The sequence below is a fragment of the Rhodococcus sp. NJ-530 genome, from assembly GCF_003860625.1.
GTDB lineage: Bacteria > Actinomycetota > Actinomycetes > Mycobacteriales > Mycobacteriaceae > Rhodococcus_F > Rhodococcus_F qingshengii.
This window is the reverse complement of record NZ_CP034152.1, coordinates 16,022-42,109: the sequence shown is the minus strand read 5'-3', so window position 1 is coordinate 42,109 and position 26,088 is coordinate 16,022. Positions and strand designations below refer to the sequence as shown.

Genomic DNA, 26,088 nt, shown 5'->3' with positions numbered 1-26,088 from the left:
CCAGAGCCCCCTATGATGCTGCCAGTCGACAATGCTCGAACCCCGCTGCGGCGGGGCTCGAGCCATAGAAGGAGGTGGACAGCCGTGCAGGGCCTGATTCTGCAACTCACACGGGCGGGCTTCCTGCTCCTACTGTGGCTGTTCGTCTGGGCAGTCCTCCGCACTCTCCGTTCCGACATCTATGCCGGCTCCGGGGTCAGGGTTCCGCCGCGGTACACCCGCGCCGGAAAGGTCCTGCCCTCGCTGGGCAAGGCGAAGGTGCCTCGGTACCTGGTGGTCACGCAGGGCGCCCTCGCCGGTACCCGCATCACGCTGGGCTCACAGCCGGTGATGATCGGCCGCGCCGACGATTCGACGCTCGTTCTCACCGACGATTACGCGTCGACGCGCCATGCGAGGCTCTCGCAGCGCGGAGCTGATTGGTACGTCGAGGATCTCGGTTCGACCAACGGCACCTATCTGGACCGCGCCAAGGTCACCACTGCGGTGCGCGTGCCGCTGGGCACTCCGGTTCGCGTCGGCAAGACGGTAATCGAGCTACGCCCGTGACCCTTGTTCTCCGCTACGCGGCGCGCAGCGACCGCGGTCTCGTGCGCTCCAACAACGAAGATTCCGTCTACGCCGGTGCACGCCTGCTGGCCTTGGCCGACGGTATGGGCGGACACGCGGCCGGTGAGGTCGCGTCGCAGTTGATGATTGCCGCTCTGGCGCATCTCGACGACGACGAGCCCGGCGAGGATCTGCTCGGCAAGCTCGAGGCAGCCACCCGCGAGGGCAACGATTCCATCGCCGATCACGTCGAGGAAGAACCCGAACTCGACGGCATGGGCACCACGCTCACCGCGATCCTCTTCTCCGGCAGCAAGCTCGGTCTCGTGCACATCGGCGACTCGCGCGCCTACCTGCTGCGCGACGACCACCTGACGCAGATCACCCGCGACGACACGTTCGTTCAGTCGCTGGTCGACGAGGGCAGGATCACCGCCGAACAGGCACACACTCACCCGCAGCGATCCCTGATCATGCGGGCGTTGACAGGCAACGAGATCGAGCCGACGCTCACCGTGCGCGAAGCCCGCGCCGGCGATCGCTACCTGCTCTGCTCCGACGGCCTCTCCGACGTGGTCAGCGACGAGACCATCGAGAACACGATGCGCGAGGGCTCGCAGGAGCAGTGCGCCGATCGTCTCATCGAATTGGCGCTGCGCAGCGGCGGTCCCGACAACGTCACCGTCGTCGTCGCCGATGTCATCGACCTCGACTACGGCCAGTCTCATCCCATCGTCGCGGGCGCCGCGTCGACGGAAGAGGAAGAGGACGCCCCTCCCCCCAACACGGCTGCCGGCCGCGCCGCTGCCATGCGTCCGCCGCGCGCGACGCCCAAGCGAGTTGTCTCCCAACCCGAACCGGAACCGAAGAAGAAGCGGAACCGGTTGTGGTGGGTGGTCCTTGCCGTGGTGCTGATCGCACTGGTCGGCGTCGGCGCCGTGATCGGCCGCGCCGTCATCCGCAACAACTACTACGTCGGCGAAGACAACGGCCGCGTGACGGTGCTGCGCGGAATCCCCGGTTCGGTGCTCGGCTACTCGCTGCAAGACGCGGATCTGGTGGGTTGCGTCGGCGACGACGACGTCCTGACCCTCGTCTCCCCCGACGCGATTCCCAGCAACTGCAACATTCTCGAGGTGACGGATCTGCAGCCGTCGGCGCAGGAGCAGGTGCGCGCCGGGCTGCCGTCCGGCAAGCGTGAAGATGCGCAGAGCCAGATGATCCGTCTCATCGGCGGCGATCTGCTTCCTCGTTGTGAGCCGGTTCCGACGACGACGGCCGCGCCCACTCCCCCGCCGGCACCGGAGACCACTCCGGCTCCTGCGCCGCCCGCTGAGCCGGCCACGCCGACGACGGCAGCACCCACGACTACGCCTACGCCGACCGACATTCCCGGTCAGACTTGCAGGACGGTCAACTGATGTCGTCCAACGCAGCTGCGGGGACGGCTTTTCCGAGTCCGCCCGGAGGTTTTGCCCCGGCGCCGGTCCAGTCGACCCGCCGAAACGTGGAGCTGCTGCTCCTGGGCTTTGCCGTCATCATCACGACGGTCTCGCTTCTGCTCGTCGAGGCGAGCCAGGAACAGAAGATCACTCTCGATCTGGCCAAGTACGCGCTTGCGTACACGGGCTTGTTCCTGATCGCGCACTTGGCAATTCGGCGGTATGCGCCGTACGCCGATCCGCTGTTGCTGCCGATCGTCGCCCTGCTCAACGGCCTCGGGTTGGTGCTCATCCACCGACTCGACCTCGCCGACGAACAGACTGCGCTCTACAACGGCGTCGAGGCACCGTCTCCGGATGCGAACCAGCAGGTCATGTGGACTGCGCTGGCGATCACCGGATTCGTGCTGTTGCTGGTGTTCTTGAAGGACTACCGCCTGATGGCGCGGTTCAGCTACACGCTCGGCCTCGCGGGCCTGGTGTTCCTGGCGATTCCCGCGATCCTGCCGGCGAAGTTCTCGAGCGTGAACGGCGCAAAAATCTGGATTCGCCTGCCCGGATTCAGCATTCAGCCAGGTGAGTTCGCGAAGATCCTGCTCATCATCTTCTTCGCGTCAGTGCTCGTCGCCAAGCGCGACCTGTTCACCTCGGCCGGTAAACACTTCCTGGGCATGGATTTTCCGCGTGCCCGCGACCTCGGTCCGATCCTGCTCGCCTGGATCGTCTCGGTGGGCGTTCTCGTCTTCGAAACCGACCTCGGTACGTCGTTGCTGCTCTTCAGCACCGTGCTGGTGATGCTCTACATCGCGACCGAACGTGTGGGCTGGCTGGTGATCGGCGGCGGACTGCTCGCCATCGGATTCTTCTTCGCCTACAAGATGTTCGGACACGTACGCGTCCGCGTCGACACCTGGCTGGACCCGCTCGGCGACTACGCCAATACCGGTTATCAGATCTCGCAATCGCTGTTCGGCCTGGCCACCGGTGGTATCGCCGGAACAGGTCTGGGCAGTGGCCGGCCCAATCAGGTGCCGTTCGCGAAGACGGACTTCATCATCGCGACCATCGGCGAAGAGCTCGGCTTGATCGGCCTGGCCGCTGTGCTGATGCTGTTCCTGCTTCTCATCGTGCGCGGCCTGCGTACGGCGTTGGCAGTGCGCGACAGCTTCGGCAAACTGCTCGCCGCCGGTCTGTCGTTCACCATCGCGATCCAGATCTTTGTCGTCGTCGGCGGCGTCACCAAGCTGATCCCGCTGACGGGTCTGACAACACCGTTCATGTCGTACGGCGGCTCGTCGCTGCTCGCGAACTACCTACTGCTGGCCATCCTCATCCGGATCTCGGACGCGGCTCGTGCGCCGGTAGTGACGAAGAAGAAAGGTCCGCCCCCAATCGCTGACGCCAATACCGAGATGATGCCGCGCGTATGAACACTCCACTGCGCCGCGTCGCGATGGCCGTCATGGTGATGGTCGTCGCGCTCCTCGCCAACGCCACGTACGTACAGGTCATCAAGGCTGACGACCTGCGAGCAGACCCGCGCAACTCGCGGGTGCTGCTCGACGAGTACTCACGCCAGCGAGGTCAGATCTCGGCTTCCGGTCAGGTGCTTGCCGCCTCCCGCGCCACCGACGACCGGTACAAGTACCTGCGCGAGTATCCGAATCCGTACCCGTACGCACCGGTCACGGGCTTCTACTCGATGCAGTACGGCAGCGCCGGCCTCGAGCGCACCGAGGATCCGATTCTGAACGGCTCGGACAACCGGTTGTTCAGTCAGCGCTTCTTCGACCTGGTGTCCGGACGCGATCCGCGCGGCGGCAACGTCGTCACGACGCTCAATCCGGCGATGCAGCAGGTGGCGTACGACCAGCTGACCAGCAAGGGCTACACCGGTTCCGTCGTCGCCATCGAGCCGAGCACCGGACGCATCCTGACGATGGTCAGCACCCCGAGCTACGACCCGAACCTGCTTGCCAGCCACGACGGCGCCGAAACCACGAAGGCGTGGGACGAGCTCAATGCCGATCCCAACGATCCGTTGGTCAACCGCGCGATCTCGCAGACCTACCCGCCAGGCTCGACGTTCAAGGTGCTCACCACGGCCGCAGCTCTGGGCAACGGTGCGACGCCGGACGACCAGCTGACCGCGGCTCCGCAGATCACGCTGCCCGGCACCAGCACGACCCTCGAGAACTACAACGGCAGCACCTGCGGCCCCAACCCGACGGCGTCGTTGCGCGACGCGTTTGCGCGCTCGTGCAACACGGCGTTCGTCGAACTGGGCATCAAGGACGGCGCCGACGCCATCAAGGACGAGGCCAGCGCCTTCGGCATCGGACCCAACACTCCCGCGATCCCGCTGCCGGTCGCAGACAGCACCGTCGGCGACATCTCCGACGACGCGGCTCTCGGCCAGACCAGCATCGGCCAGCGCGACGTCGCGGTGACCCCGCTCGAGAATGCAGTGATCGCCGCGACCGTCGCCAACGGCGGTGTGCGGATGCAGCCCAACCTGATCTCCCAGTTGCAGGCACCCGATCTGACCGATCTCAGTACGCCGTCACCGGTGTCGATGGGTCAGGCGATCTCGCCGGCAGTGGCCGCAACGCTGACTGATCTGATGATCGGCTCGGAGAACTTCACCGGCGGCGACGGCAAGATCCCCGGCGTTCAGATCGCGTCCAAGACCGGTACCGCCGAGCACGGCGTGAACCCGCGGGAAACTCCGCCGCACGCCTGGTACATCGCTTTTGCACCGGCGCAGAATCCGACGGTCGCCGTGGCCGTCATCGTCGAGAACGGTGGTGACCGCGGACTCGCCGCTACCGGTGGCTCGGTTGCTGCGCCGATCGGTCGTGCAGTCATCGCAGCCGGAATCCAAGGGGGCTGAACCGTGGCGTTGAACAACGGCGCTTTGATCGCCGATCGTTACCGATTGATCCGTCTCATCGCCACCGGTGGGATGGGTCAGGTGTGGGAAGCCACCGACTCCCGGCTCAACCGTCGCGTCGCCGTCAAGGTACTCAAGTCCGAGTTCTCTTCCGATCCGGAGTTCTTGGAGCGCTTCCGCTTCGAGGCCCGCACCACCGCACAGCTCAACCATCCCGGTATCGCCGGAATCTACGACTACGGCGAGACCCGTGACAGCTCGGGTGATTCCACGGCGTACCTGGTGATGGAACTCGTCAACGGCGAGCCGCTCAACGCCGTCCTGGCACGCGTCGGCCGCCTGGCGGTTCCGCATGCCCTCGACATGCTCGAGCAGACCGGCCGCGCCCTGCAGGTCGCACACGACGCCGGTGTCGTGCACCGCGACGTGAAGCCGGGCAATATCCTCATCACGCCTACTGGCCAGGTGAAGATCACGGACTTCGGCATCGCCAAGGCCGTCGAGAACTCTCCTGTCACGCGCACGGGAATGGTGATGGGCACCGCCCAGTACATCGCGCCCGAGCAGGCCCTCGGTCAGGACGCGACCGCGGCGAGCGACGTGTACTCGCTGGGAATCGTCGGATACGAAGCACTTTCGGGTCGACGTCCGTTCACGGGTGACGGCGCGCTGACCGTCGCGATGAAGCACGTGCAGGAAACCCCGGCGCCGATGCCGGCCGACCTGCCGCCGAACATCCGCGAGCTCATCGACATCACGTTGACCAAGGATCCGGCCGGCCGCTACGCCAGTGGCGGTGAGTTCGCCGACGCCGTTGCAGCCGTTCGGGCAGGGAGGCGTCCACCGCCGCCCGGTCTGCTCGCTACCGGTGCCGCGAGCGCGTTGCCGGCAACGGGTGCCACGCAGGTCATGCCGCCGACGTACGCGGGCCCGGTGACGGGCGCAGCTGTTGCGGACGACGCGGCAGCCGGCGGAATGACCAGTGGGCAGAAGGCCGTGGCATGGGCCGGCGGCGGATTGATCTTGTTGGCGTTGATCATCGGCGGAGTCTGGATCGCAACCGACGGTCCGAGCGACCCGACGCCACCCGTCGTCACGTCCACGACGTTGCCGACCACCACGACGACCAAGCCCACCACCACGACGACTCGGCCGACGACGACGACCACCGAGCCGACAACAACGACGACTCGGCCGACGACAACCACGACCGAGCCGACAACCACCACGACAACGCCGACCACGACCACAACAACTCCGACGACCACAACCACCATCACGACGACAACGACGACCACAACGACCACTGAGCCGTTGGCGGATCCCGGAGACGCTGAAGAACCGCTAGGACAAGACCAATGACGACACCCCGCAATCTCTCCTCCCGCTACGAGCTGGGTGAGATTCTCGGCTTCGGCGGAATGTCCGAGGTTCACCTGGCGCGCGACCTCCGACTCAGCCGCGACGTCGCAATCAAGGTGCTGCGTGCAGACCTCGCGCGCGATCCCACGTTCTACTTGCGGTTCCGTCGTGAGGCGCAGAACGCTGCCGCGCTGAACCATCCGGCGATCGTGGCCGTCTACGACACCGGTGAAGCCGAGACCGACGCCGGGCCGCTGCCGTACATCGTCATGGAGTACGTCGACGGCGACACGTTGCGTGACATCGTGCGCAGCACCGGGCCGATGGCTCCGCGCAAGGCGATGGAAGTGATCGCGGACGTCTGTGCGGCTTTGGACTTCAGCCACCGCAACGGCATCGTGCACCGCGACGTCAAGCCCGCCAACATCATGATCAACCGTGCCGGCGCCGTGAAGGTGATGGACTTCGGTATCGCCCGTGCCATTTCCGACGCGTCGAGCCCGATGACGCAGACGGCCGCCGTGATCGGCACCGCTCAGTACCTCTCGCCGGAGCAGGCGCGAGGTGAGCAGGTGGACGCGCGTTCGGACGTCTACTCACTCGGTTGCGTGCTGTTCGAGATTCTGACGGGCGAGCCGCCCTTCAAGGGTGATTCACCGGTCGCCGTGGCGTACCAGCATGTTCGTGAAGATCCGCAGACGCCGTCGGAGATCAATCCCGACATTCCGCGCGAGCTAGATTCGATCATTCTCAAGGCAATGAGCAAGAACCCGGCCAACCGCTACCAGAGCGCCGGCGACATGCGCAGCGACTTGGTGCGTGTCCTGGGCGGTCAGCGTCCGAGTGCGCCGATGGTGATGAACGACGAGGACCGCACCACCATCCTCGGCGCCGTCGGCTCCGACACCGGGAACTACCGCACCGCTCCCGATCCGGTCGAGCCGGTTCCTGCGAGGACAACTCGCGCCGCCGAGCCGCCTGCCAAGAAGAAGGGCGGACGCTACGCCCTGATGGGCATCGCGGCGCTTCTGGTGATCGGTCTGGTGACGTTCTTCCTCATTCGGGTGAACTCGCCGAAGGTCGAGATGGTGACCGTTCCGGGTGACCTGACCAACCAGCCCGCCGACGTCGCCGAGGCGACGCTGACCAACGCCGGATTCCAGGTGGAGCGTCAGCAGAAGACGGACAAGGTGATCGCCGCCGGAAACGTCATCACGACGCGTCCGGTTGCCGGGGTGCGTATCGAGAAGGGCAGCACCGTCACCATCGACGTGTCCACCGGACCCGAGCAGGTCGCGATCCCACGCCTGACCGGGCTGAGCCAGGACGACGCGGAGAAGAAGCTCAACTCCGTCGGACTCCGACTTGATCCGACCATCGGCAAGGCGGCATCGACCGTCGCCGAGGTCGACAAGATCGTCAATCAGGACCCGGCCGTCGGAGTGTCGGTTGTTCTCGATTCCGCGGTCTCGATCACCGTCGGCACCGGACCGGAGCAGGTTCGTGTCCCGGATGTCACCGGTCAGCGTGAAGAGGTGGCGAGGCCCAACATCGAAGGTGCCGGGTTCGTCGTCCAGATCACCGAGATCGATTCGGGACTGCCGAAGGGACAGGTCGTTTCGACCGACCCGACCGGTGGCACGTCGGCCACCAAGGGTTCGACCGTGACGCTGCGGGTTTCCAACGGCAACCAGGTCGCGATGCCTGATCTGACCAACAAGACGGTGTCGGAGGCGTTGAGCACGCTTCGCGCAGCCGGTTGGGCGGGAACTGCATCGCAGCTGGTGCAGAACCAGAGCACGACGCTCACCCCGGAAATGGTGGGCAAGATCGTCTCGCAGACGCAGCCTCCGGGCTCGGAGATCTCCAAGGACGCGGTCATCACCGTCAGCGTCGGAGCGCTCGGAATCCCCGGCCGCTAGCAAAGTGAAAAAGTGCCTCCCGGAGATTTCCGGGAGGCACTTTTTTGTGGACAGGTGTCAGAGAATTGCGGGCAATGCGCCACCGAGCGCCGACGCGACCTCGGCCTCGAGGGCTGCGACGAGCCCTTCCGGCGGCGCCTCACCGCAGACTGCGAGCCAGTTCGCGAGCATCCGGTGTCCACCCTGGGTGAGTACGGACTCGGGGTGGAACTGGACGCCGTGAATCGGCAGTTCGCGGTGGCGCATCGCCATCACGACGCCGCTCTCGGTGTGGGCGGTCACCTCGAGTTCCTCGGGAATGGTGTCCTCGAGAACCGTCAGCGAGTGGTAGCGGGTAGCGGTGAACGGATCGGGCAGTCCGGCCAGGACGCCGACGTCCTTGTGGTGAACCAGACTCGTCTTGCCGTGAAGCAGTTCGGGCGCGCGGTCGACGGTTCCGCCGAAAGCCGCACCGATCGCCTGATGTCCGAGGCAGACGCCAAGCAGCGGGGTCTTGGTGTCGGCGCAGACCTTCACCAGATCCATCGTCGCTCCCGCGCGCTGCGGAGTTCCGGGGCCCGGGCTCAGGAGAATGCCGTCGAACTGCGCTACTGCACCCTCGAGGTCTGCCGTCAGTTGTGGATCGTCGTTGCGCCAGACCACGGCTTCGGTTCCGAGCTGGCCGAGGTACTGCACCAGGTTGAACACAAAGCTGTCGTAGTTGTCGACGACGAGAATCCTCATGAGAGCAGGGTAAACGCCCGTGCTATCCGCCGGTATAGGCGGGGACCGTGATCTGCGACGGCGTTGCCTGCGTGTACCCGAGGCCGAAGCGGGTCGCGTACTGCTTGTAGATCCGAATGCCCGGTTCGGCGGCGAGGGCCGCCTCGAGGCGCGCAACGTCACCGATGGCGCTCATCACGTAGGGCGGGCTGTAGGTACGTCCGTGAAGAAGAAGAGTGTTTCCGATGCACCGCGGCGCCGACGTACTGATGATCCGTTGGTCCTGCATGCCCACCGCTTCGGCCCCGCCGGCCCACAGTGCGTTCAGGACGCTCTGAACGTCCTGCTGATGCACGACGAGGTCGTCCGGGGTGGCGTCGACCGGATACTTGCCGTCGGCGTTGCGCGGAGCGTCCGTCATCGTGACGACAACACCCGGGCCGGTCATCTCCGTCAGTCCCGCGTCGGCGGAGATGTTCTTGATGTCACCGAGCGCGGCGGCCACTCCGGCGTCGGACCGAGCGGCGTCTTGCTGCAGCGAATCGAGCTGGGCGGCAAGTTCGTCCCGGTCGGCCGAGACTTTTTCGGCATTGGCCTGGGCGCTGCGAACCAGATCGGAGAGCCTGGTGCTTTCGGTGACCTGGAGCTGGTTCTCCTCGGCGGATCGTTGCGCCGTGGCGACCATCAGACCGGCTACCAGGCAGACGGCAAGTACACCGATGTGCCAGACGGTTCGTGAAGATTCACCCGAAGACACGTGGCTCCTCCCGGATTGTGCAGGTCGGCCGGTGACCAACTGGACACAGCTACGTTAGCGTGTAGGTAACACATGCAGGTCACACCGTAGAGCGAGGACGTCATGCCCAAGTCGAAGGTCCGTAAGAAGAACGACTACACAGTCAACCCGGCAAACCGCACTCCGGTGAAGGTGAAGATGGGTCCGTCGAGCACGTTGTACGTCTCGGTGATGCTCGGATTCATGCTTGTCGGCCTGGCGTGGCTGATTGTGTACTACTTGGCCGCGGATTCGATCACGTGGATGAACGACTTGGGAAACTATAACTTCCTCGTCGGCTTCGGTTTCATGGTTGTCGGCCTTGTCATGACCATGAGATGGCGCTGACCAGCGAGTATCTGATTCGACCCGGATCGTGACCGTCATTCAATTACATGGGTGTCATTCATCCCCATTGTGGATAACTCCTGTGGACAACCTAGGAAGTTATCCACATGCTCGAGGATGAATTTCATCCACAGCCTCGTGACAACGTCACGGAGGTGATCTCGTGGGCCACTCCGATGGGTGTTGTCTACGCGATGTTCGGCGGCGGAATTGCCCTCGCGATCGCCTCGATAATCGCGCCCACGGAGCCTGCCGGACGCTTCCTGCTCGCCCTCGCGGTGATCGGGCTGTTCGTGATGGGCGGACTCGCCCTGCGTCAGCGTCCCCGCCTGGCTGTGATCGAAGACGCGGGAACCAAGTCGATCGCGGTGCAGCGACTGCGCGCCCGCCACGAGTTCACCCGCGAACAGATCGACCGCGTGCGTCTCGTCCGCTACCCGCGTCTGGGTCGACGCGTCCCGATGCTCGAGATCGACATCGTCGACCGTCCCACCGACACGGAGAAGCTGTTGATCTTCGGACGCTGGGATCTCGGCACGTCGCCGGAGGACGTCCTCGACGTGCTCGCTGTCCACGGATTGGTACCGCCCGAGAAATAGGCGCGGGTTACATGGCCAGTGCCGCGAGGTCCGGCTGCACGATGTCGAGAGCCTGCTGCGGCACCGCGACTGCGTCGCTCGACCATCCCCAGATCGAGTACAGCTCACGGCCGGGGTCGGTGTATCCGTCGCGGCCGTGCAGTACCCGGTAGTTGTCGATGCAGATCATCTCGCCGGCTTCGGCGCGGAACATCGGACCGCTGTCGCGCACGTGAATCACAGCCTCACTCCACTGCTTCACCAGCGGCCACTGCGCTACTTCCGATTCACCGGCGATCGGCGCGAGGTACGGGTGATAGCGAACCTGGTTGCGTCCACTCGGCACCGTCCTGGCGATCGGCGCAAATGTGTTCTGCGGGAAGTTCGGTTCCGAATGGTCGATGTCTGTGCTCCAACAGAATTCGGCCAATTCAGCGGTTGCGGGATCGAAGGCGAGCAACCGCGTCAGTTTGAGCGCATCGATGAGAAACGAGTCGCCGCCACTCGGATACGCCGGACGCTTGCACCACAGAAACAGATAGTCGGGCGCGTAGTCACCGAACGCAAAACCGTCGTTGTGGGCGGTCATCCGCTCGCCGGAGATGCCGAACGAGCGCTTCCTGCCGCGTTCGTCCACCGGTTGGGTGTCGACGACAGCTGCTTCGGCATCCTGACTCTTGGCACTCGCCTCGAACTGACGGCCGACGCGAATGCACTTCTCACCGAGCAAATTCGACGCGAAGGCAATGGCATCTTCCTCGGTGTGCAGGCCACCGAAGACCGCGGCCCCGTCGAGAGCGATTGCCGCCCGGACGGCCTCGACCGTGTCCACGCGCCGCGGAACAACACTTGCCAGCGTCAAATCGGAAGAGAACATTCATGACTCCATACGTCGAGTTGGCCAAACGGTTCAACTCGAGCGTAGGAACTCGTCATTTCGACGGCGTAACTCCGGAAACCGATTCGGTTACGGAGCCGGCCTTCAGATCACCCGGCCTTTCAGATCACCTTGCCGGGGTTCATGATTCCGTGAGGGTCGAGTGCGCCCTTGATTGCATGATGCATCGCGACGACGGCCGGTGACAGTTCCTGTGCCAGGCCACCCATCTTCAGTAGGCCGACGCCGTGCTCACCGGTGACGGTTCCGCCCAACTCGAGGGCGTTGTCGATGATCTCGGCAAAAGCGGCCTGAGCGCGCCTCCGCGCCGCTTCGTCGTCGTGTGGCGTGATCAGCAGCGGGTGCAGGTTGCCGTCACCCGCGTGCGCGATGTTCGCGATGTGCGTGTCGTGCCGGGCCGAGATGGCCTCGATGCGCGCCAACATCTCCGGAACCGCCGCCTTGGGGACACAGATGTCCTCGGTGAGCACCGGGCCGAGCCGCTCGAGGGCGGGGTATGCCAGACGCCGGGCGGAGAACAGGGCGTCGGCTTCCTCCTGGTCGGTGGATCTCGCGCTCCAGGTAGCCCCGGAACGGTTGAAACAGGCCAACATTCGCTCGGCTTCGGCGTCGCCGATCTCGCCCGGTGTGTCGATTCGGCCGAGCAGGACCACCTCGGCATCGGCCGAGAGGCCCATGTTCTTCCAGGCATCGACGGCAAGCAGGCACTGCCGATCGATCAACTCGAGGGCCGACGGCGTGAGACCGTCTGCGGCGACGGCTTCGACGGCCTTGCCCGCAGCAACGATGGAGTCGAAGTATCCGACGATGGTGCGTTCGGGATCGCGCTGAGGACGAAGCTTGACGGTCACCTCGGTGATCACCCCGAGAGTGCCTTCGGAGCCGACCATGAGTGCCGAGAGATCAAACCCAGCCACTCCCTTGGCAGTTCGACGCCCGAGCCGAACCAGCTCACCGGTTCCGGTGACCACCTGCATGCCCAGTACGTAGTCCTTGGTGACGCCGTACTTGACGCAACACAGGCCGCCGGCATTGGTCGCGACGTTGCCGCCGATCGTCGACCAGGGTGCGCTCGCCGGATCGGGTGGATACCAGAGGCCGTGCTCGGCGCAGGCGTCGCGGAGGTGATCGTTGACCACTCCGGGTTCGACCACGGCCAAACGCTCGAGGGTGTTGATCTCCTTGATGGCGTTCATCGCGTCGAAGGCGATCACGACGCCGCCGGCGACTGCGTTGGCTCCGCCCGACAGACCGGTTCCGGCGCCGCGCGTGACGACGGGCGCACCGTGGGCGATGCACGCCTGCACAACTGTCTGTACCTGCTCGGCTGTGCGCGGGCGGACCACTGCGACAGGCATCTCGTAGGGAGCCCACTCGGCGTCGTCGTGGATGTAGCTCGCCATGATGTCGGGGTCGGTGATCAGTCGATCCGCATCGATCTGCGAGCCGAGCGCCTCGAGGAGTGTCATGTCTCCACGATAGTGACGGCCGCTACACCACCCCATGTAGATTTACTCCGAGAAACCGGAAACCGTATGGACATTCTCTCCATACTCATCGTTGGCCTGACAAGTTGGTCTAACGAGTTGGTCTGACAAGGGAGCGCGGATGCACGAGAACTGGCTACAGCTTCTCCTGGCCGAGGCATCCACCGAGGAACTGATCGAACACCGCGATCAGTTGGCCGCTGGGTCAGGCCCCGAGGTCGCCGCCGAAATCGAGCGAGAAGCCCGATCGGCACTTCAACTACGAAGTCTCCTGGCTCAGCGCCGACAGCGCGCCACCGAACTCGGGGCACTCAACGACATCGCGTCGCTGCTGACCACGATGCACGATCACCACGCCCTCCTGCAGGAGATCGTGGATCAGGCCAAACGACTACTCGGCGTCGACCTTTCGTACCTTGCTCTCATTCACGACGACATCTTGATCATCGAAGTCACGAGCGGTGCGTACACCTCCCAATTGCTCGGCCTCACGGTTCCCTTCCGCGAAGGTCTGATCGGTCGCGTGGTCGAGAACTCTTCTCCTGCTTGGTCTCCCGACTACCGAAACGATCCCTCGTTTGCACACATCGGACCGGCCGACGACGCAGCGCGAGCCGAGAACATGCGCGGCCTGCTGGCTGTGCCGCTGACTTTGAACGGCAAGATCCTGGGTGCCCTGTGCGCGTGCAAACGTCAGGAGCGTCGATTCGGCAACGAAGAAGTTGCGTTGCTGTCCGCCCTCGCAGCCCATGCCTCGGTGGCCATCGAGAATGCCCGTTCTCTCGAACGCTATCGCGCGACGGTTGCGGAAGTGAACGCCGCGAACACCGAACTTGCCAAGCGCACAGCACTTCTCGAACAGACACTGACCTGGGACCGATCGCTCACACAAGTTGTCCTGCGCGGCGGTGGAGTCCGTGAACTCGTGGAGGAAACCTCGGCGTCGACGGGTTCGCCGGTGTTCTTCGTGACCGGAACATCCGAGATTCCACCGGGACTGCAACGGGTGAGCGAGAGCGTGCATCGGGTCTTCGACATCTTTGCCGCCGACCGACGCGAGCAGGAGGTGACGCTGATCGTCGGTGAGCAGTTCCTGTTCGCCACCGAAGTACGCAGTGCCGGTGACCAACTCGGAGTTCTGTTCCTACTCTCGCGCCAGGAACCCACCGCCGCCATGAGATTGGCACTCGAAAGGTCAGCTCCCGCCATTGCGCTGGCACTGGTCGGCGAACGGGCGGCCAGGGAAGCTACCCGTCGGGCACGCGACGCATTTCTGGTCGATCTGATCACCAGGCCTGCGCCGACGCCAGCCGAGGTCACCGGTCAGTTCCGCCTGGCCGGGCTCAATCCTGACCGCTCGTACACCGTCGTGGTGGCCCGCCCGGCCGACGCCGTCGACCGTACGCGTCGCAGTATCGAGGAAATTGCATTCCCGTCAGGAACCGTTGTTGCCGAACATGGTTCACGAGTCATCACACTGATTCCCGGAATGTCACCGGCAGCAGTTGCGGCGGCGTGGGTGCAGCCGGCGGAGAACCCGACCGTCGGAATCGCCGATCCGGCGGTGGGAGCGGAAGGTCTGGCGCGAGCGTATGTCGAGGCGCAGCACACCGTCGACGTCCTCGAGACTCTCGGGCGGGCCTCCCACGTGGAACCGGCAAGTTCACTCGGCATCTACCGAATTCTCCTCAGCCGCACCGGCCGCGAAGAACTGGAAGCCCTGACAGAGCGTTCCCTCGGTCCTCTCCTCGAGGAGGAGCAACGACGCGGCGTTCCGCTATTGGACACCCTCGCGTCGTACCTGTCACACAATTGCAAGCACTCCGCGACCGCCGCCGCGCTCGCGATTCACGCCAACACTCTGTACCAACGGCTCGAGTCGATCGACAGGTTGATCGGTACACAGTGGCGTCAGCCGGACCAGGCGCTCGATCTTGCGCTCCTGATTCGGCTGCGTGCCAGTGCCGGGAAACTCGGTCAGATCTGAGCGGGCTTGCTCGATCGCTTTGCCAGTGCCACCACAAGGATTGCGGCACAGAGCATCACGGCGCCCACCACCCACAGTCCTGCCTTGGCATTTCCGGTCACATCGGTGAGCCAGCCGGTGATGTACGGAGCACCGAAGCCCGACGCGTTGCCGATCGAGTTGATCATGGCGATGCCCGCGGCCGCGCTGGCACCCGTCAGGAACGTGGTGGGAAGGTACCAGAATACGGGGAGTGCACACAGCACGCCGACGGCGGTGAGCGAGACCGCGATCATGACGGTGAACGGTGAATCCAGGTACAGCGCAATCGGAATGGATACCGCGCCCAGGAGCGTCGGGGCTGCAACGTGCCACATTCGTTCACCGGTCTTGTCGGAATGGCGGCTCCACAGCACCATCGCGACAGCGCCGATCGCGTAGGGGACGGCCACGATCAGGCCTGTCTCGACGAGCGAGAAATCGGTGTTGAACGTCTGCTTGAATCCCGCGACGATGCTGGGCAGGAAGAAGCTCAAAGCGTAAAGGCCGTACGTGATTCCGAAGTAGACCAGACCGAAACCGATGACGCGGGGATCACGCAGGGTTTTGCCGGCCGACTGGTGACCGGCGTCGCCGAGTTCTTTCTCCTCGTCGGCCATCGACTTCATCAGCCAGGTGCGCTCCTCGAGGGTCAACCACTTCGCGTCGGCGGGACGGTCGGTGAGGTAGAACCAGACGACAAACGCCAAGATCACGGCGGGCAGACCCTCGATCAGGTACATCACGCGCCATCCGGCGAGGCCGAACAGGCCGTCGCCGTACTGGATGATGGCCGCCGAGAGCGGGGCACCGAGCGCCGACGAGAGCGGAAGTGTCAGCAGGAACAAGCCCATCAGGCGTACGCGGTACTTCTTCGGGAACCAGAAGGTCAGGTAGAGAAGAACTCCGGGGAAGAAGCCGGCCTCGGCGATTCCCAGCAGAATGCGGAGGAAATAGAGGCTACCCACGTTGGGCACGAATGCCAGCGCAGCGGCGAGGATGCCCCAGGTGAGCATGATCCGCGCGATCCACAGCCGGGCGCCGAAGCGGTGCAGGGCCAGGTTGCTCGGCACCTCGAACAACAGATAGCCGACGAAGAAGAGTCCGGATGCGAGCCCGAACATCGTCTCGGTCATACCGAGGTCGGCGCTCATGGTGAGCTTGGCGAAAGCGATGTTCGTACGATCCAGATAGTTCACGAAATAGAGCAGGATCAGGAAGGGAATCAGCCGGCGCGCTACCTTCTTCACCACGCGAGTTTCGATCTCGCTCGGCGCAACCCCACCGTCAGTGGTGGTGCTATCGGTGGAGGTCATTGCAGGGGTACTCCTCGGAAAAGGTCAGCGTTGCTATCTACGAAGTGACTCAAGCCACAGTAGAAGCACGACCGAGCCCAACCTATGTGGACAATCTCTACAGAAGCCGTCTCTGCATGTGCGATTGCTCCCAAAGATCCGACAGATGATCCCGGGCAGCCCGACGAACGTCCCTGAACAGTCGAAGGCGACAAACCCGTCTGAGCTGGGGTTTTAGAGCTACGAGCACCAAGTCACTGGCTAGTGTTGTCGGCGAAACAGCCAGAGCAAGTGCGGACGCACCGCGTGACTTGAAGGACAGAACATGACGAAGTTGGTTCGGACCACGATGACCCGCCGGTCCTCCACCGCAGTCGCTGCCACCATCGCGGCGGTCGCTCTATTCGCCTCCGCCTGCGGCAGCGACTCCGACAAGACCAACTCCGACAAGAGCGCTGCCGGCGCCTCGTCCGCTACATCCTCGGCCACCGTCGGCGGGAAGACACTCGACGCCAAATTCGAGACGAAGTGCGCAAAGGACGGCGGCACGACAGTTATGACACTGCTCGACGCGGAAAATGCCACCTACGGCATGTTGACCGTCTCGGCCATCGTCGATGAATCCGGCACGGTTCAGACTGCTGGAATCGCCGGAAGCGAGGGTGGATCGAACGGTCTGCCGTACACCGCCGGATACGCACCAGGCCTGCCCGGCGGATCTGCCAGTGCCAAGCAGGACGGCAGTACCTTCGTGGTGACGGGCGAGGGAATCGGCGCCCGGGACAAGGGCAACCCGACGGCGACGTCGAGCTTCGAGATCACATTCGCCTGCGAGTCCATCATCGGCGGCTGATCCATAGAACGGCTGGGCCCTAGGATTCTTGCTAGCTGATTCCCAGCTGTTCGCGCAGTTGGACGACGCGGAGCACGATGACTCCCAACGTCACCACTGTGACGGCACCAAAAGCGATCCAGCCGATCCGCACCGCCTTCACGCGGTTCTCACCGGCGCCCAACCACTGTGGGGCGTACAGGAAGGCAGCGGCCGTTGCAGCACCTGCCACCAGACCTCCCGCGTGACCCCAGAACGAGATCCCGGGCAGCGAAATGCTGATGATCACATTGATCGCGATCACCGAGATGATCGGGACCGGGCTTCGACGCAAACGCAATAGAAGGACGGCCTGTGCGCCCATGATGCCGAAGATCGCACCCGACGCCCCAGCAGTCCAGGACAGGGCCGTGAGCGAAGAGAACACCGGCTGGAATGCCATCACCGAGGCGGAACCGCCGAGAAGCGAAACCAGGTAGATGCCGATGTACCTCGAGCGGCCCATCACGATTTCGGTGTCGCGGCCCAGGATGTAGAGGGCGTACATATTGACCGCGAGGTGCAGGATTCCGAAGTGCAGGAACCCGGAGCCGATGAGCCGGAACCAGTCACCGCTGGCGACCAGACCCGGATTGAGTGCCCAGTTCGCGAAGATCGACGAGCCGACCTGATTGTTCATGATGCTTCGCGACTGCGCGAAGGTGGCGAGGAACGCCAGGACGTTGAGCCCCATCAAGGTGTACGTCACGACCGGGACCGCACGGGTGGGGCTCACGGTGTTTCCGGCGACGCCCCGAACGGGGCGGACGTCACGCTGACCGGCAGCTACACAGTCAACACATTGGTATCCCACCGCCGCCTCGCGGAGACAGTCCGGGCACGCCGGTCGTCCACAACGATTGCAGGAAAGTGCGGTAGGTCGATCTGGATGGCGGACGCACCGCGGTTGGGGCGGGATGCCCTCACTCGCACCGCCGCCCCAACCGGGGTTCGTCATCTGCTTGTTTTACCTGTTCAGGAGATGGTGATGCTGTTGATCACGACGGGCTCGACCGGACGATCGCCACGATCGACGGCGGTGGAGGAGATAGCGTCGACAACCTTCTTGGAATCGTCGTCGAGAACCTCACCGAAGATGGTGTGGCGACGGTTCAGGTGCGGCGTCGGGCCGGTGGTGATGAAGAACTGCGAGCCGTTGGTTCCCGGGCCTGCGTTGGCCATGGCCAGCAGGTAGGAACGGTCGAACTGCAGTTCCGGGTGGAACTCGTCACCGAACTTGTAGCCCGGGCCGCCGGTGCCGGTTCCGGTGGGGTCGCCACCCTGGATCATGAAGCCGTCGATGACGCGGTGGAAGATGGCACCGTCGTAGAACGGGCCGGTCTTGGTGCCGGCGGCGTTTGCGGTGGTGTACTCCTTCGAGCCGTCGGCGAGGCCGACGAAGTTTTCGACGGTCTTCGGCGCATGGTTGCCGAACAGAGCGATCTTGATGTCGCCGCGGTTCGTGTGCAGCGTTGCGGTTGCGGTCTGATGAGTTGAAGTCACACCACCATCGTGCCATTGCCGGCGTTCTCGTGGATGTGAGCCTGCCAATTCCGTGCGACGGGGCAAGCGTCACTGCAGTTCGATGTCGGCGGCAACGACCGGATCGGAAATGTCGATTCCGTCCGCAGCTGCGCGTTGGTACAGCCGGTACAGAGCATGATCGAACTCGTCGCGCGTTCGCCCCGCCGACCAGTACGGCAATGCGACAATCCGGGACGGCGGTAGGCCGTTTTCGATCGCTTGGTTGCGCAAGCGGGCGACACAGCTTTTCTCTCCGCCGATCCACAACATTGTCGATTCTGTCTGCGCCTTGGTCCGATCGACTATGTCCACCCACTCGATATCAGGGAATCCGTGCTCTCCTGACGGACCCGTGAAACTGTGTATTCGGGCTTGTTCGGCGAGATTCGTCAAGGATCCGACAGCAGGGCGCGCAGATCTGTCGCCGACTGCAACGACGTCAGTGACGCCCGGAACAAGGACGAGTTCGTGTTTGAATCCGATCACCCCAACGCGACTGCCTACGCCCGTCCGGTTGAGCCACCAACCCGGCTTCCCAAGATCCATGACATCGAACGTGATCCTTCGATCGCCAGGATTGAAATCGATTGCTGTGTAGGAACGCCCGATCGGACGCCGGGGGTCGGCCTCCCAACTGGGAACCGCGAGTTTGTCCGACCCCAAGGTGGGGAGCATCATCTCGTCCGCCGGCTCCCGAGGCACGAACAACTTGAACACCGGCGCCGCCCCACGAACGCTCAGGTTTCCGAACTCGCTCGACTGCAACACAACTCGAACGGTGTCGTCCGTTCGCTGTTCAACCTCGGCAATCGAGGCAACGGTCATGACCATGCCCACAGGTAACCGGGATTCTCTCGCCCTGTCCACGCTCGACTAACCCAACTGTCCCAACGCGGTACCCAGGTTTCCCGGCAGCCACGTCTTTCCAAGTACACCCGCATTGTTGATCGCCTCACCCTGCGCATCACTGAGCCATACGACGCGGGATTTCAGATTCAACTCCCAGAAAGGCGATTGTTCGAGGTTCGCGATGGAATCCCGTGGTGACGGCATCAGAAGTACCGCTTCACCGTCGACGTCACCCGCGGTCTCACCCGAATACGTCACCGGAGTTCCCGTCGATTCCACCGCGGCTTGGTCCTCCGCCGGCTTCATTCCGAAGAGGCGCAGTATGTTTCCGCCCGATCCCAACGAAATCTGCTCCTTGTAGTAGAGCCCGAATGAGTACGGCCGCTTCGCAAGTCCTGGGTTCGACTCAGCCACACCCGTAAATTCGTCGACTGCCGAGGTGATCAACTCGCCACCCTGCTCGGATTTGCCCAACGCATCCGCGACCTGCTGAACGCCGACTCTCCAATCGTTGTCTGCGTCCTGCATGTCGAATATCAAAGTTGGAGCGATCGTTCGGAGCCGCTCCAACGTGGCGGGCTCGGTGAAAACCGGCCAGGCAGGCGCGATGATGAGATCCGGTTCGACCGCAAGCATCCGCTCGAAATTCACTTGCCCTGCATAGATGTCAGCCAAGGACTCGTCGAGCGCCTCGTTTCCCACGTAGTCCGCCAGATAGGGAAGCTTGTCGATGTTGGTCACGCTCGCGGCCACGGGGTGCGATCCCAGCGCCACGACGTTCTCGAACGCCGGGTTCCCCAAGGTCACGATCCGTTCAGGTGCCGACTCGATGATCACGTCTCCGGATTCCGTGCTCACGGTCACCGGATAGCTTCCGCTCGCTGCGGGACTTCCGTCAGCGTCCGGGTTCGTGTTCGATGACGAACATCCAGCGAGGGCGAGCACTAACGCGGCCCCGGCCGCGCCGAGGAATCTTGGCCTCCACCTGTGTCTATTCATAATTGCCACAGTAGCAATAATTAATGTGGGTTGCCTAACCTTCCTATCCCGGAAGGGCATCAGTGATCCGAAATGTGAGTCCAAGACGCGTCAGGAGTTGGAACGACCGCAGGAACGAGGCCGGAATCGATCATCGTTTCGGCACCGACAAGGAAGGCGTCGAGCGTCCAGGAAACAACAGCCGAGAGAATGTCCGGCTTCGGATACTGCGAATCCGGGTAACGATTGCGCGCCGGTGTATGCAGTGCCGCCGAAATGATCAGTGTCCGAGAGCCGAGCAAATGTGCTGTTGCACGGTCGAATTCAGGCTTCCGTAGAAGTACCTCATTCATGATTCGCTCGAACTGCTCCAGAGTGCGCTCTTCGTAAGGCCCTCGAAGCACGTAGTCCTCGAGCCCAGGCGTGGCAGTCACGAGTTCAGCGAACCGCTGACCTAACGTCCGAAGGTAGTCCTGCCAGGACTTCGAATCCGAATCCAACTGCAGACGTCCGAAAGCTCTCGCACACGCCAACGAGTACAGACGATCGGTCGAGTCGACGTGATGGCGAATCGTCGCAGCGGAAACGCCCAGGACCTGTGCGACCTCCGCCCGCGTCAGGCGGTCCAAACCCACCCGTTCCGCTGCATCGAGAATCTCGTCTGTCGACGTAATCGCAGGTCGGCCTGGGCTTCGACGGGACCGTGCAGGGGAGGTCGACATTCATCCATCGTAAGTCCGATCTGCGACCGACCTACCCCGGCACAGCCCTTGTGGCAAAGTGAAGTCATGACACGAGTGACCGAGTCCCTCAGCACGCAGTTGCCCGACACCTTCGATCACGCGCGCGCCCGCGTCGAGGACACCTTCGACGAGACTGCCGCCTACCTCGAAGAGACAGCGGCTCGCATCAAGGAGTCCGAGGCAGCCGACAACGCTCGCCGTATCGCCGCGGTGGTCGCGACGTCGGTCGCTCGCGGCGCCGGGCAGGTCGGGTTGTTCCTGGGTCGTCAGGGCAAAGTCCTCGCCAAGAAGGGCGTCGAGCGCGCAAAGGCTATCCCCACGAAGTCCGCAGAACGCACCGAGAAGCCTCGCGGCCGCAAGCGCGTCACGGTGTTCGTCATCGCCGGTGTTGCGGTGATCGGTGGCGCGGTGTTCTTCAAGAGCCGCCGACGCGAGCATCCGCCGGTCGCTTCCGCACCCCCTCGCCTCGAGGAGAACTCGGCCGAGAAGACCGCTTAGTCGACATACGAAAAGCCCCGGAACAGATTGTGTTCCGGGGCTTTTCGATGTTCACATTCAGCAGTTGGACGGTGCCGGGACGTTGTTGAAGCGATCGATCATGTATCCGATGGATTCGGGGGTACCCACCAGGTACGGCGTCGCGTGATTGATTGCCAGTCCCGGAATGATCGGGGGCAGTTCGTTGACGGAGAACTGCACCGTTGCACCCTTGCCGCACCAGTCTCGCGCCAGTTGCTGTCCCTGGCCGAACGGAACGATGTCATCGGAGCGGCCATGCTGAATGAGCACGGGCGACTCCGGCGTCAGCTTGCCGATCTTCTGCTCGTCGAGGATCGCCTGCGCCATGGGGAGACGCGCCAGAACTGCGGAGAGTGATTCACCGGAATTGGTGAAGCTCGACGACTGCTGGAAGCCGAACTGCAATCCACTTTCGGCGACGCACTGGTTCTTGGTGGCGGCCAACATCTGTCGGCCGCGATCGTTGATCTCGGCGTCGAGCAGCGGCTGAACCTCGGGGTACTGGGCAAGGATCCCGTTGAGCGCGTATCCGATCACTCCGGTGAGGAACGTGCCGTCGACCTGCTGCAGCGTCGCCGCCAGATCGGCGGGCGGAGCGCCTGCATACGTGCCCTTGAGATCAAGCTCGGGAGCATACGACGGCTTCAATTCCGTTGCGGCAGCGGCAGCTCCACCACCTTGCGAGTAACCCCACAGTCCGATGGGGCCGTCGGCGGGAATGCTCGTGTTCGGGAGTTGCTGAGCGGCTCGCACCGAGTCCAGAACCGCGTGTGCTTCGGCTTCACGGTTGACGTAGGTGTGATCGCCCGGAGTTCCGAGGCCCTCGTAATCGGTGACGACGACGGCAATGCCGTTGAGCAGCAACGTGTTCACCCAGATGGACTCGTAGCCGACCATGACGTCCGTCGGGAACTGGTACTCGATACCGGTGTTGAACAGCTTGGATGGTGCGCATTGATCGCCCTGCCCATGCGTTCCTACCGCTGCGGCAACCAGTGGACGCGCCCCCTGCCCGGTCCACGGGTTCGACGGTTCGAGATAGGTGCCCGTCACGGCAACGGGGGCGCCCTTGGCGTCCTCGCTTCGGTACATGATCTTGGTGGCGGTTGCCGGCCACGCACCGTTCGATCCGGGCACGCTCAGCAGCAGTGGTGACGGCTCACTCTTGATGAGATCTCCGTTGGCACCTGCCGGAAGCTCGACCGGCGGCGTGTAGAAATCCGCCGGCTCCGCCGTTGCGGCAGGGGCCGTCACAGCACCCATGACCAGTGCCGCGACGGAGACCCCGGCCGCCCACCATGCTCTGCTCTTCACGTTTCGATCTCCCCACGTTCGCCTGCGCTGTGGCTTGGCACACAGCGAACGCAGAGTAACACATACCTCACGTAACACTTTTTCGTGAGGTTTTCGCCTTAACAGGCTGAAATACAACCGTTTACGACTACTTCGTGGGCTCCAGATTGGTGGTCAGCAGCGCACGAAGCTTGTCGGTATCAGCCGAGGTCCAGGCCTCGGGGTGCAGGATCTTGGCCCACATGTCCGCTGCATCCTCGCCGTAATTGTGACCGTGCCCGGACGGGACATCAGCCGAGAAGACCATGTCGAGGGTTACCTGCCAGAAGGTCACGAGAGGAACCCATGTCATTCCCGGATCCACGTCGCGACCCAGCGGTTCTTTGAGCCAATCCGGCTTGTTGAGCAGCAGGTCGAAGGACCACCACGTGATCGGGTCGCTGGCGTGCTGCCAGTACACGATGCGATCGTCGTCCCAGTCCGACTTCAGCTCCAGATCTTCCGGATCACCGGCAAACCGAATTGCCTGGCCACCGTCGATCACCGGCAGAATCTCCGGTGAGCCCGAGTCACGACTGTCCGTGATTTCCTGCCACTGAGCAGTGAAGTTGGGGGTTCCGACCCACAGTGCGCCGTCGACGCGCGTCATCATGTCCTGGGCGCCGGCGAATGCGGCCTGGCCACCGTAGGAGCCGAGGCTCTCACCGAAGACAACCAGTTCGGGTCGCGTCTCAACGGGCAAGTCGATCCACTTGGCGTACACCGCGTTGAACAGCGCGCGGCCGGCGATCATCGGCGTCTCACGGTCGGCGATGAAGGCCAACGGACTCGGAAGGAACGAGTACTGCATCGACGCGATCGCCGTGTCCCCGCCCTCGACGTACTCGAACGCCGACGCGACGTCCTCGTTCACCCAACCGCGACCGGTGGTCGTGACAACTGCGAGAGTTCCGCGGTCGAATCCGCCGGTGCGCTCCAACTCGTCGACGACCCGCTGTGCGACACCGTTGATCGAGTCCGAGGATTCACGTCCGGCATACACCCGGATCGGTTGCTTCGCTTCACGTCCGGTCAATGCAGAGATCTCGGCTGCAGTGGGACCGCTACCCATGAAGGTGCGCCCCTCCTGACCGAGAGAATCCCAAGCCTCGGCGGACATCGGCGAACCGCTCCGCTCTGCAATCATGGGCTGTTCGATGCCGTCCGGTGTTTCGTGATCCGCACCGGAGAAACTCCAGTTCGCGAAGGCGATCAGCCCGTTGTACAGCGCACCGTTCACGATGAAGATGCCGAGGGCGAAGATGACGATCAAGCTGCCGACCTTCGCCGCCTCGAGGGGAACGAACCGTAGTGCGACGGCGGTGAGCTTGTTGGTGGTGAACCGAAGACCACGGCCTGCCTCGAGCAGGATGAACCAGATTCCGAGCGAAATCATCAGCACCAGAAGATAATTCGCTTGATTGGTGCGTGGAGCTTCCACGAGATCGCGAACGATCTGCTGCCACCACGAACCGAGGACCAAGAACGTCGGCACCAGAATGACGGCCGCGACCAACAGGATTCGCCAGCCGATCTTCTTGGTGCGATCCGACCACTGCGGTTCGACGCCGCACTTGCGGATCATCCAGGCAACCGTCACGCCGACGCCGTATCCCATGGCGAGCGAGATGCCCGTCGCAACGCCCTGCAGGTACCACGCGCGCGGCAACAGGGACGGACTCATCGACCAGGTGAAGAAGACCAGAGCAAAGGCAAGCCCGACCGGGTGCAGCGTCTTGCAATAGAGGCGCAGCCGTTCCCACACACGTTTCATGCCGGAATCGTATGCGCCCCGTGCCCGAATCAGGTCACGAGGCGCACACGCGTCCAGTCTGTTTACGGGGCGAAGCGCAAAATCGCGGCAACTGCGCCGCCGCCCGGAATGTCCTCCGCGCGAACAGCGAGCACCCGCGCACCCGTCAGGAGCGCACGACGAGCGATCTCGTCGACGACCCCGTAGGTGCTTCCGTTAGTCGACTCACCGGTCGTGAGAGCGCCCGTCTGGGGATCGAGACTTCCGGGTACGACGGAATCTATGTCGATGAAAACGGTGTCGACCTGTCCGTACGTCGCGGCTGTTGCCACGTCGGCGACGTCCGTCTGAGTGCGTCCCTGTTCCGTGCGCGCATTGAAGGTGTCCCGCACCGCCGCCAGCTGCTCGGCATGGAAGTCGTCGAGCGCCGGACGCGAACCGTCCGCCACTTCCTGCGTCGACAAGGCTTCCGGGTTTCCCTCGACGGTTTTGTCGACCAGGTGGCGGTACGAATTCACGGAGCGATACACCGACGCGATGGGTTCCGCAGCGGCCAGAATCAAGGGGACGTCACGGCCGGCGAGCACACCGCGGACCTCGTGATCGACTGCGCGGGCGTACTGATTGACGCGCAACTTTCGGCTGTCCGACCCCGACAACCGACCCGCTTCGGTTCGGCTGTTGATCGACGACTTGCCCGCGTGATCCGCAGCATTCTTCGGCATTCCCTGAACACGGACCTCGTCGGCCGGCTGATCGGCAGCGATCTCGATCAGTCGCACCGAACCCTCTGCCAGAGCGAGAACAAACGCCGTCTGGGGGAACGTCACCGAACGGAGCAGTGGCTTGAGATGAAACCGATCGCTGACCGTTTCGAGCGCCTGCAGACGGTTGGGGAGGCGGAAGGTCACCAGACGCTCCGGCGTCGCGTACGTGACCAATGAGCGCGACTGGAAGCGCCAGAAATCGTCGTCGTCGTCGAGCTCTGCGTATTCGGCCTCGAACTGCTTGCGCTCGGCCGGATCCTCCACCGATGCGAGTGCCGAGCGGACCTGGTCCTTGAAGGCTATGCGCGCTTTGTCGTAATCCTGCGGCGCATCTTCAGTCGGAGTAACGATGGTGATGCAGGTGGGCCCCTCCACCTCCGCGAGTGCGGCAATTTCACCGTGGCTGGGAATGTCGTTGTGAAGCACTACGAACCTCCTGAAATTGGGTTCTCCTCACGCTACGCCCGGCTGGTTATGACCACTAGACTTTCCGGAG

The 26,088-nt window shown here is 63.6% G+C and carries 24 protein-coding genes; 11 read left to right on the top strand and 13 right to left on the bottom strand.

What is annotated here, in order from left to right; all coding sequences use genetic code 11:
- Window positions 1–84 precede the first annotated feature (84 nt).
- The 6 genes from EHW12_RS00185 to pknB are packed head-to-tail and all read left to right on the top strand — an operon-like array spanning window position 85 to window position 8,168.
- Complete coding sequence (locus EHW12_RS00185) at window positions 85–549, top strand: FHA domain-containing protein (RefSeq protein ID WP_003943418.1); 465 nt, start codon at window positions 85–87, stop codon at window positions 547–549.
- Window positions 546–1,970 (top strand): PP2C family serine/threonine-protein phosphatase, encoded by a 1,425-nt coding sequence (locus EHW12_RS00180; RefSeq protein WP_003943416.1) that lies wholly within the window; start codon window positions 546–548, stop codon window positions 1,968–1,970. The genes EHW12_RS00185 and EHW12_RS00180 overlap by 4 nt, the downstream gene beginning before the upstream one ends.
- On the top strand, window positions 1,970–3,421 hold the full coding sequence (locus EHW12_RS00175; protein ID WP_125050139.1) for an FtsW/RodA/SpoVE family cell cycle protein: 1,452 nt from the start codon (window positions 1,970–1,972) through the stop codon (window positions 3,419–3,421). The genes EHW12_RS00180 and EHW12_RS00175 overlap by 1 nt, the downstream gene beginning before the upstream one ends.
- Complete coding sequence (locus EHW12_RS00170) at window positions 3,418–4,884, top strand: penicillin-binding protein 2 (RefSeq protein WP_007735774.1); 1,467 nt, start codon at window positions 3,418–3,420, stop codon at window positions 4,882–4,884. The genes EHW12_RS00175 and EHW12_RS00170 overlap by 4 nt, the downstream gene beginning before the upstream one ends.
- A 3-nt stretch (window positions 4,885–4,887) precedes the next feature.
- On the top strand, window positions 4,888–6,246 hold the full coding sequence (locus EHW12_RS00165) for a protein kinase (RefSeq protein ID WP_030536702.1): 1,359 nt from the start codon (window positions 4,888–4,890) through the stop codon (window positions 6,244–6,246).
- Window positions 6,243–8,168, top strand: a complete 1,926-nt coding sequence (gene pknB, locus EHW12_RS00160; protein ID WP_042453355.1) for a Stk1 family PASTA domain-containing Ser/Thr kinase — start codon at window positions 6,243–6,245, stop codon at window positions 8,166–8,168. Before EHW12_RS00165 ends, pknB begins: the two co-directional genes overlap by 4 nt.
- A gap of 57 nt (window positions 8,169–8,225) precedes the next feature.
- Here pknB and EHW12_RS00155 read toward each other — a convergent pair whose 3' ends face one another.
- Together EHW12_RS00155 and EHW12_RS00150 are read right to left on the bottom strand one after the other, a co-directional pair.
- On the bottom strand, window positions 8,226–8,891 hold the full coding sequence (locus tag EHW12_RS00155) for an aminodeoxychorismate/anthranilate synthase component II (RefSeq protein WP_003942537.1): 666 nt from the start codon (window positions 8,889–8,891) through the stop codon (window positions 8,226–8,228).
- Window positions 8,892–8,913: 22 nt separating this feature from the next.
- Window positions 8,914–9,555 (bottom strand): DUF881 domain-containing protein, encoded by a 642-nt coding sequence (locus EHW12_RS00150; protein WP_223304399.1) that lies wholly within the window; start codon window positions 9,553–9,555, stop codon window positions 8,914–8,916.
- Between the two features lie 174 nt (window positions 9,556–9,729).
- On the opposite strand from EHW12_RS00150, the gene crgA reads away from it, so the two are divergent.
- Together crgA and EHW12_RS00140 are read left to right on the top strand one after the other, a co-directional pair.
- On the top strand, window positions 9,730–9,993 hold the full coding sequence (gene crgA, locus EHW12_RS00145; RefSeq protein WP_003942576.1) for a cell division protein CrgA: 264 nt from the start codon (window positions 9,730–9,732) through the stop codon (window positions 9,991–9,993).
- Between the two features lie 107 nt (window positions 9,994–10,100).
- Window positions 10,101–10,592 (top strand): PH domain-containing protein, encoded by a 492-nt coding sequence (locus tag EHW12_RS00140; RefSeq protein ID WP_003942511.1) that lies wholly within the window; start codon window positions 10,101–10,103, stop codon window positions 10,590–10,592.
- A 7-nt stretch (window positions 10,593–10,599) separates the two neighbouring features.
- On the opposite strand, the gene EHW12_RS00135 is transcribed toward EHW12_RS00140, so the two are convergent.
- Window positions 10,600–11,448 (bottom strand): TauD/TfdA family dioxygenase, encoded by an 849-nt coding sequence (locus EHW12_RS00135; protein WP_042453359.1) that lies wholly within the window; start codon window positions 11,446–11,448, stop codon window positions 10,600–10,602.
- Window positions 11,449–11,570: 122 nt separating this feature from the next.
- Window positions 11,571–12,938: an FAD-linked oxidase C-terminal domain-containing protein gene (locus EHW12_RS00130; protein WP_024487653.1), complete on the bottom strand. Its 1,368-nt coding sequence runs from the start codon at window positions 12,936–12,938 to the stop codon at window positions 11,571–11,573.
- Between the two features lie 139 nt (window positions 12,939–13,077).
- Here EHW12_RS00130 and EHW12_RS00125 point away from each other — a divergent pair, with 139 nt between their 5' ends.
- The gene (locus tag EHW12_RS00125) at window positions 13,078–14,943 is read left to right on the top strand and encodes a GAF domain-containing protein (RefSeq protein ID WP_125050137.1); all 1,866 of its coding nucleotides are present in this window, start codon (window positions 13,078–13,080) and stop codon (window positions 14,941–14,943) included.
- Here EHW12_RS00125 and EHW12_RS00120 read toward each other — a convergent pair.
- Window positions 14,934–16,277, bottom strand: a complete 1,344-nt coding sequence (locus tag EHW12_RS00120; protein ID WP_007729201.1) for an MFS transporter — start codon at window positions 16,275–16,277, stop codon at window positions 14,934–14,936. The genes EHW12_RS00125 and EHW12_RS00120 overlap by 10 nt on opposite strands.
- 304 nt (window positions 16,278–16,581) lie before the next feature.
- On the opposite strand from EHW12_RS00120, the gene EHW12_RS00115 reads away from it, so the two are divergent.
- Window positions 16,582–17,109: a lipoprotein LpqH gene (locus EHW12_RS00115; RefSeq protein ID WP_125050136.1), complete on the top strand. Its 528-nt coding sequence runs from the start codon at window positions 16,582–16,584 to the stop codon at window positions 17,107–17,109.
- A gap of 31 nt (window positions 17,110–17,140) precedes the next feature.
- Here EHW12_RS00115 and EHW12_RS00110 read toward each other — a convergent pair whose 3' ends face one another.
- The 5 genes from EHW12_RS00110 to EHW12_RS00090 all read right to left on the bottom strand — a co-directional run bounded on the left by EHW12_RS00110 (window position 17,141) and on the right by EHW12_RS00090 (window position 21,200).
- Window positions 17,141–18,085: a rhomboid family intramembrane serine protease gene (locus tag EHW12_RS00110; RefSeq protein ID WP_065351693.1), complete on the bottom strand. Its 945-nt coding sequence runs from the start codon at window positions 18,083–18,085 to the stop codon at window positions 17,141–17,143.
- Between the two features lie 17 nt (window positions 18,086–18,102).
- Complete coding sequence (locus tag EHW12_RS00105) at window positions 18,103–18,630, bottom strand: peptidylprolyl isomerase (RefSeq protein WP_007729190.1); 528 nt, start codon at window positions 18,628–18,630, stop codon at window positions 18,103–18,105.
- Between the two features lie 69 nt (window positions 18,631–18,699).
- Window positions 18,700–19,482 (bottom strand): SIP domain-containing protein, encoded by a 783-nt coding sequence (locus tag EHW12_RS00100; RefSeq protein WP_058227420.1) that lies wholly within the window; start codon window positions 19,480–19,482, stop codon window positions 18,700–18,702.
- Between the two features lie 42 nt (window positions 19,483–19,524).
- Window positions 19,525–20,499, bottom strand: coding sequence for an ABC transporter substrate-binding protein (locus EHW12_RS00095; RefSeq protein ID WP_164490541.1), 975 nt, complete (start codon window positions 20,497–20,499; stop codon window positions 19,525–19,527).
- A 59-nt stretch (window positions 20,500–20,558) separates the two neighbouring features.
- Window positions 20,559–21,200 carry a TetR/AcrR family transcriptional regulator gene (locus tag EHW12_RS00090; protein WP_125050134.1) on the bottom strand — a complete coding sequence of 214 codons (642 nt, stop codon included), beginning with the start codon at window positions 21,198–21,200 and terminating at the stop codon, window positions 20,559–20,561.
- Window positions 21,201–21,266: 66 nt separating this feature from the next.
- Here EHW12_RS00090 and EHW12_RS00085 point away from each other — a divergent pair, with 66 nt between their 5' ends.
- Window positions 21,267–21,719: a hypothetical protein gene (locus EHW12_RS00085; protein WP_042453366.1), complete on the top strand. Its 453-nt coding sequence runs from the start codon at window positions 21,267–21,269 to the stop codon at window positions 21,717–21,719.
- Between the two features lie 57 nt (window positions 21,720–21,776).
- Here the strand turns inward: EHW12_RS00085 and EHW12_RS00080 are convergent, their stop codons facing one another.
- From EHW12_RS00080 to EHW12_RS00070, 3 genes are all read right to left on the bottom strand, one after another.
- A complete protein-coding gene (locus EHW12_RS00080; protein WP_063315337.1) occupies window positions 21,777–23,054 on the bottom strand; it encodes a lipase family protein in 1,278 nt (425 codons plus the stop codon).
- Between the two features lie 127 nt (window positions 23,055–23,181).
- Window positions 23,182–24,846 (bottom strand): alpha/beta-hydrolase family protein, encoded by a 1,665-nt coding sequence (locus EHW12_RS00075; protein WP_007729186.1) that lies wholly within the window; start codon window positions 24,844–24,846, stop codon window positions 23,182–23,184.
- A gap of 62 nt (window positions 24,847–24,908) precedes the next feature.
- Entirely contained in the window at window positions 24,909–26,018 is a 1,110-nt protein-coding gene (locus EHW12_RS00070) for a hypothetical protein (RefSeq protein WP_125050133.1), read from the bottom strand.
- Between the last annotated feature and the right edge of the window lie 70 nt (window positions 26,019–26,088).

Bases quoted from the DNA above. Each gene is read 5' to 3' on its own strand.
- EHW12_RS00175 (WP_125050139.1), top strand. From the start codon at position 1,970: ATGTCGTCCAACGCAGCTGCGGGGACGGCTTTTCCGAGTCCGCCCGGA.
- EHW12_RS00170 (WP_007735774.1), top strand. From the start codon at position 3,418: ATGAACACTCCACTGCGCCGCGTCGCGATGGCCGTCATGGTGATGGTC.
- pknB (WP_042453355.1), top strand. From the start codon at position 6,243: ATGACGACACCCCGCAATCTCTCCTCCCGCTACGAGCTGGGTGAGATT.
- EHW12_RS00155 (WP_003942537.1), bottom strand. From the start codon at position 8,891: ATGAGGATTCTCGTCGTCGACAACTACGACAGCTTTGTGTTCAACCTG.
- EHW12_RS00150 (WP_223304399.1), bottom strand. From the start codon at position 9,555: ATGGTCGCCACGGCGCAACGATCCGCCGAGGAGAACCAGCTCCAGGTC.
- crgA (WP_003942576.1), top strand. From the start codon at position 9,730: ATGCCCAAGTCGAAGGTCCGTAAGAAGAACGACTACACAGTCAACCCG.
- EHW12_RS00140 (WP_003942511.1), top strand. From the start codon at position 10,101: ATGCTCGAGGATGAATTTCATCCACAGCCTCGTGACAACGTCACGGAG.
- EHW12_RS00135 (WP_042453359.1), bottom strand. From the start codon at position 11,448: ATGTTCTCTTCCGATTTGACGCTGGCAAGTGTTGTTCCGCGGCGCGTG.
- EHW12_RS00130 (WP_024487653.1), bottom strand. From the start codon at position 12,938: ATGACACTCCTCGAGGCGCTCGGCTCGCAGATCGATGCGGATCGACTG.
- EHW12_RS00125 (WP_125050137.1), top strand. From the start codon at position 13,078: ATGCACGAGAACTGGCTACAGCTTCTCCTGGCCGAGGCATCCACCGAG.
- EHW12_RS00120 (WP_007729201.1), bottom strand. From the start codon at position 16,277: ATGACCTCCACCGATAGCACCACCACTGACGGTGGGGTTGCGCCGAGC.
- EHW12_RS00115 (WP_125050136.1), top strand. From the start codon at position 16,582: ATGACGAAGTTGGTTCGGACCACGATGACCCGCCGGTCCTCCACCGCA.
- EHW12_RS00110 (WP_065351693.1), bottom strand. From the start codon at position 18,085: ATGACGAACCCCGGTTGGGGCGGCGGTGCGAGTGAGGGCATCCCGCCC.
- EHW12_RS00100 (WP_058227420.1), bottom strand. From the start codon at position 19,482: ATGGTCATGACCGTTGCCTCGATTGCCGAGGTTGAACAGCGAACGGAC.
- EHW12_RS00095 (WP_164490541.1), bottom strand. From the start codon at position 20,499: ATGAATAGACACAGGTGGAGGCCAAGATTCCTCGGCGCGGCCGGGGCC.
- EHW12_RS00090 (WP_125050134.1), bottom strand. From the start codon at position 21,200: ATGTCGACCTCCCCTGCACGGTCCCGTCGAAGCCCAGGCCGACCTGCG.
- EHW12_RS00085 (WP_042453366.1), top strand. From the start codon at position 21,267: ATGACACGAGTGACCGAGTCCCTCAGCACGCAGTTGCCCGACACCTTC.
- EHW12_RS00075 (WP_007729186.1), bottom strand. From the start codon at position 24,846: ATGAAACGTGTGTGGGAACGGCTGCGCCTCTATTGCAAGACGCTGCAC.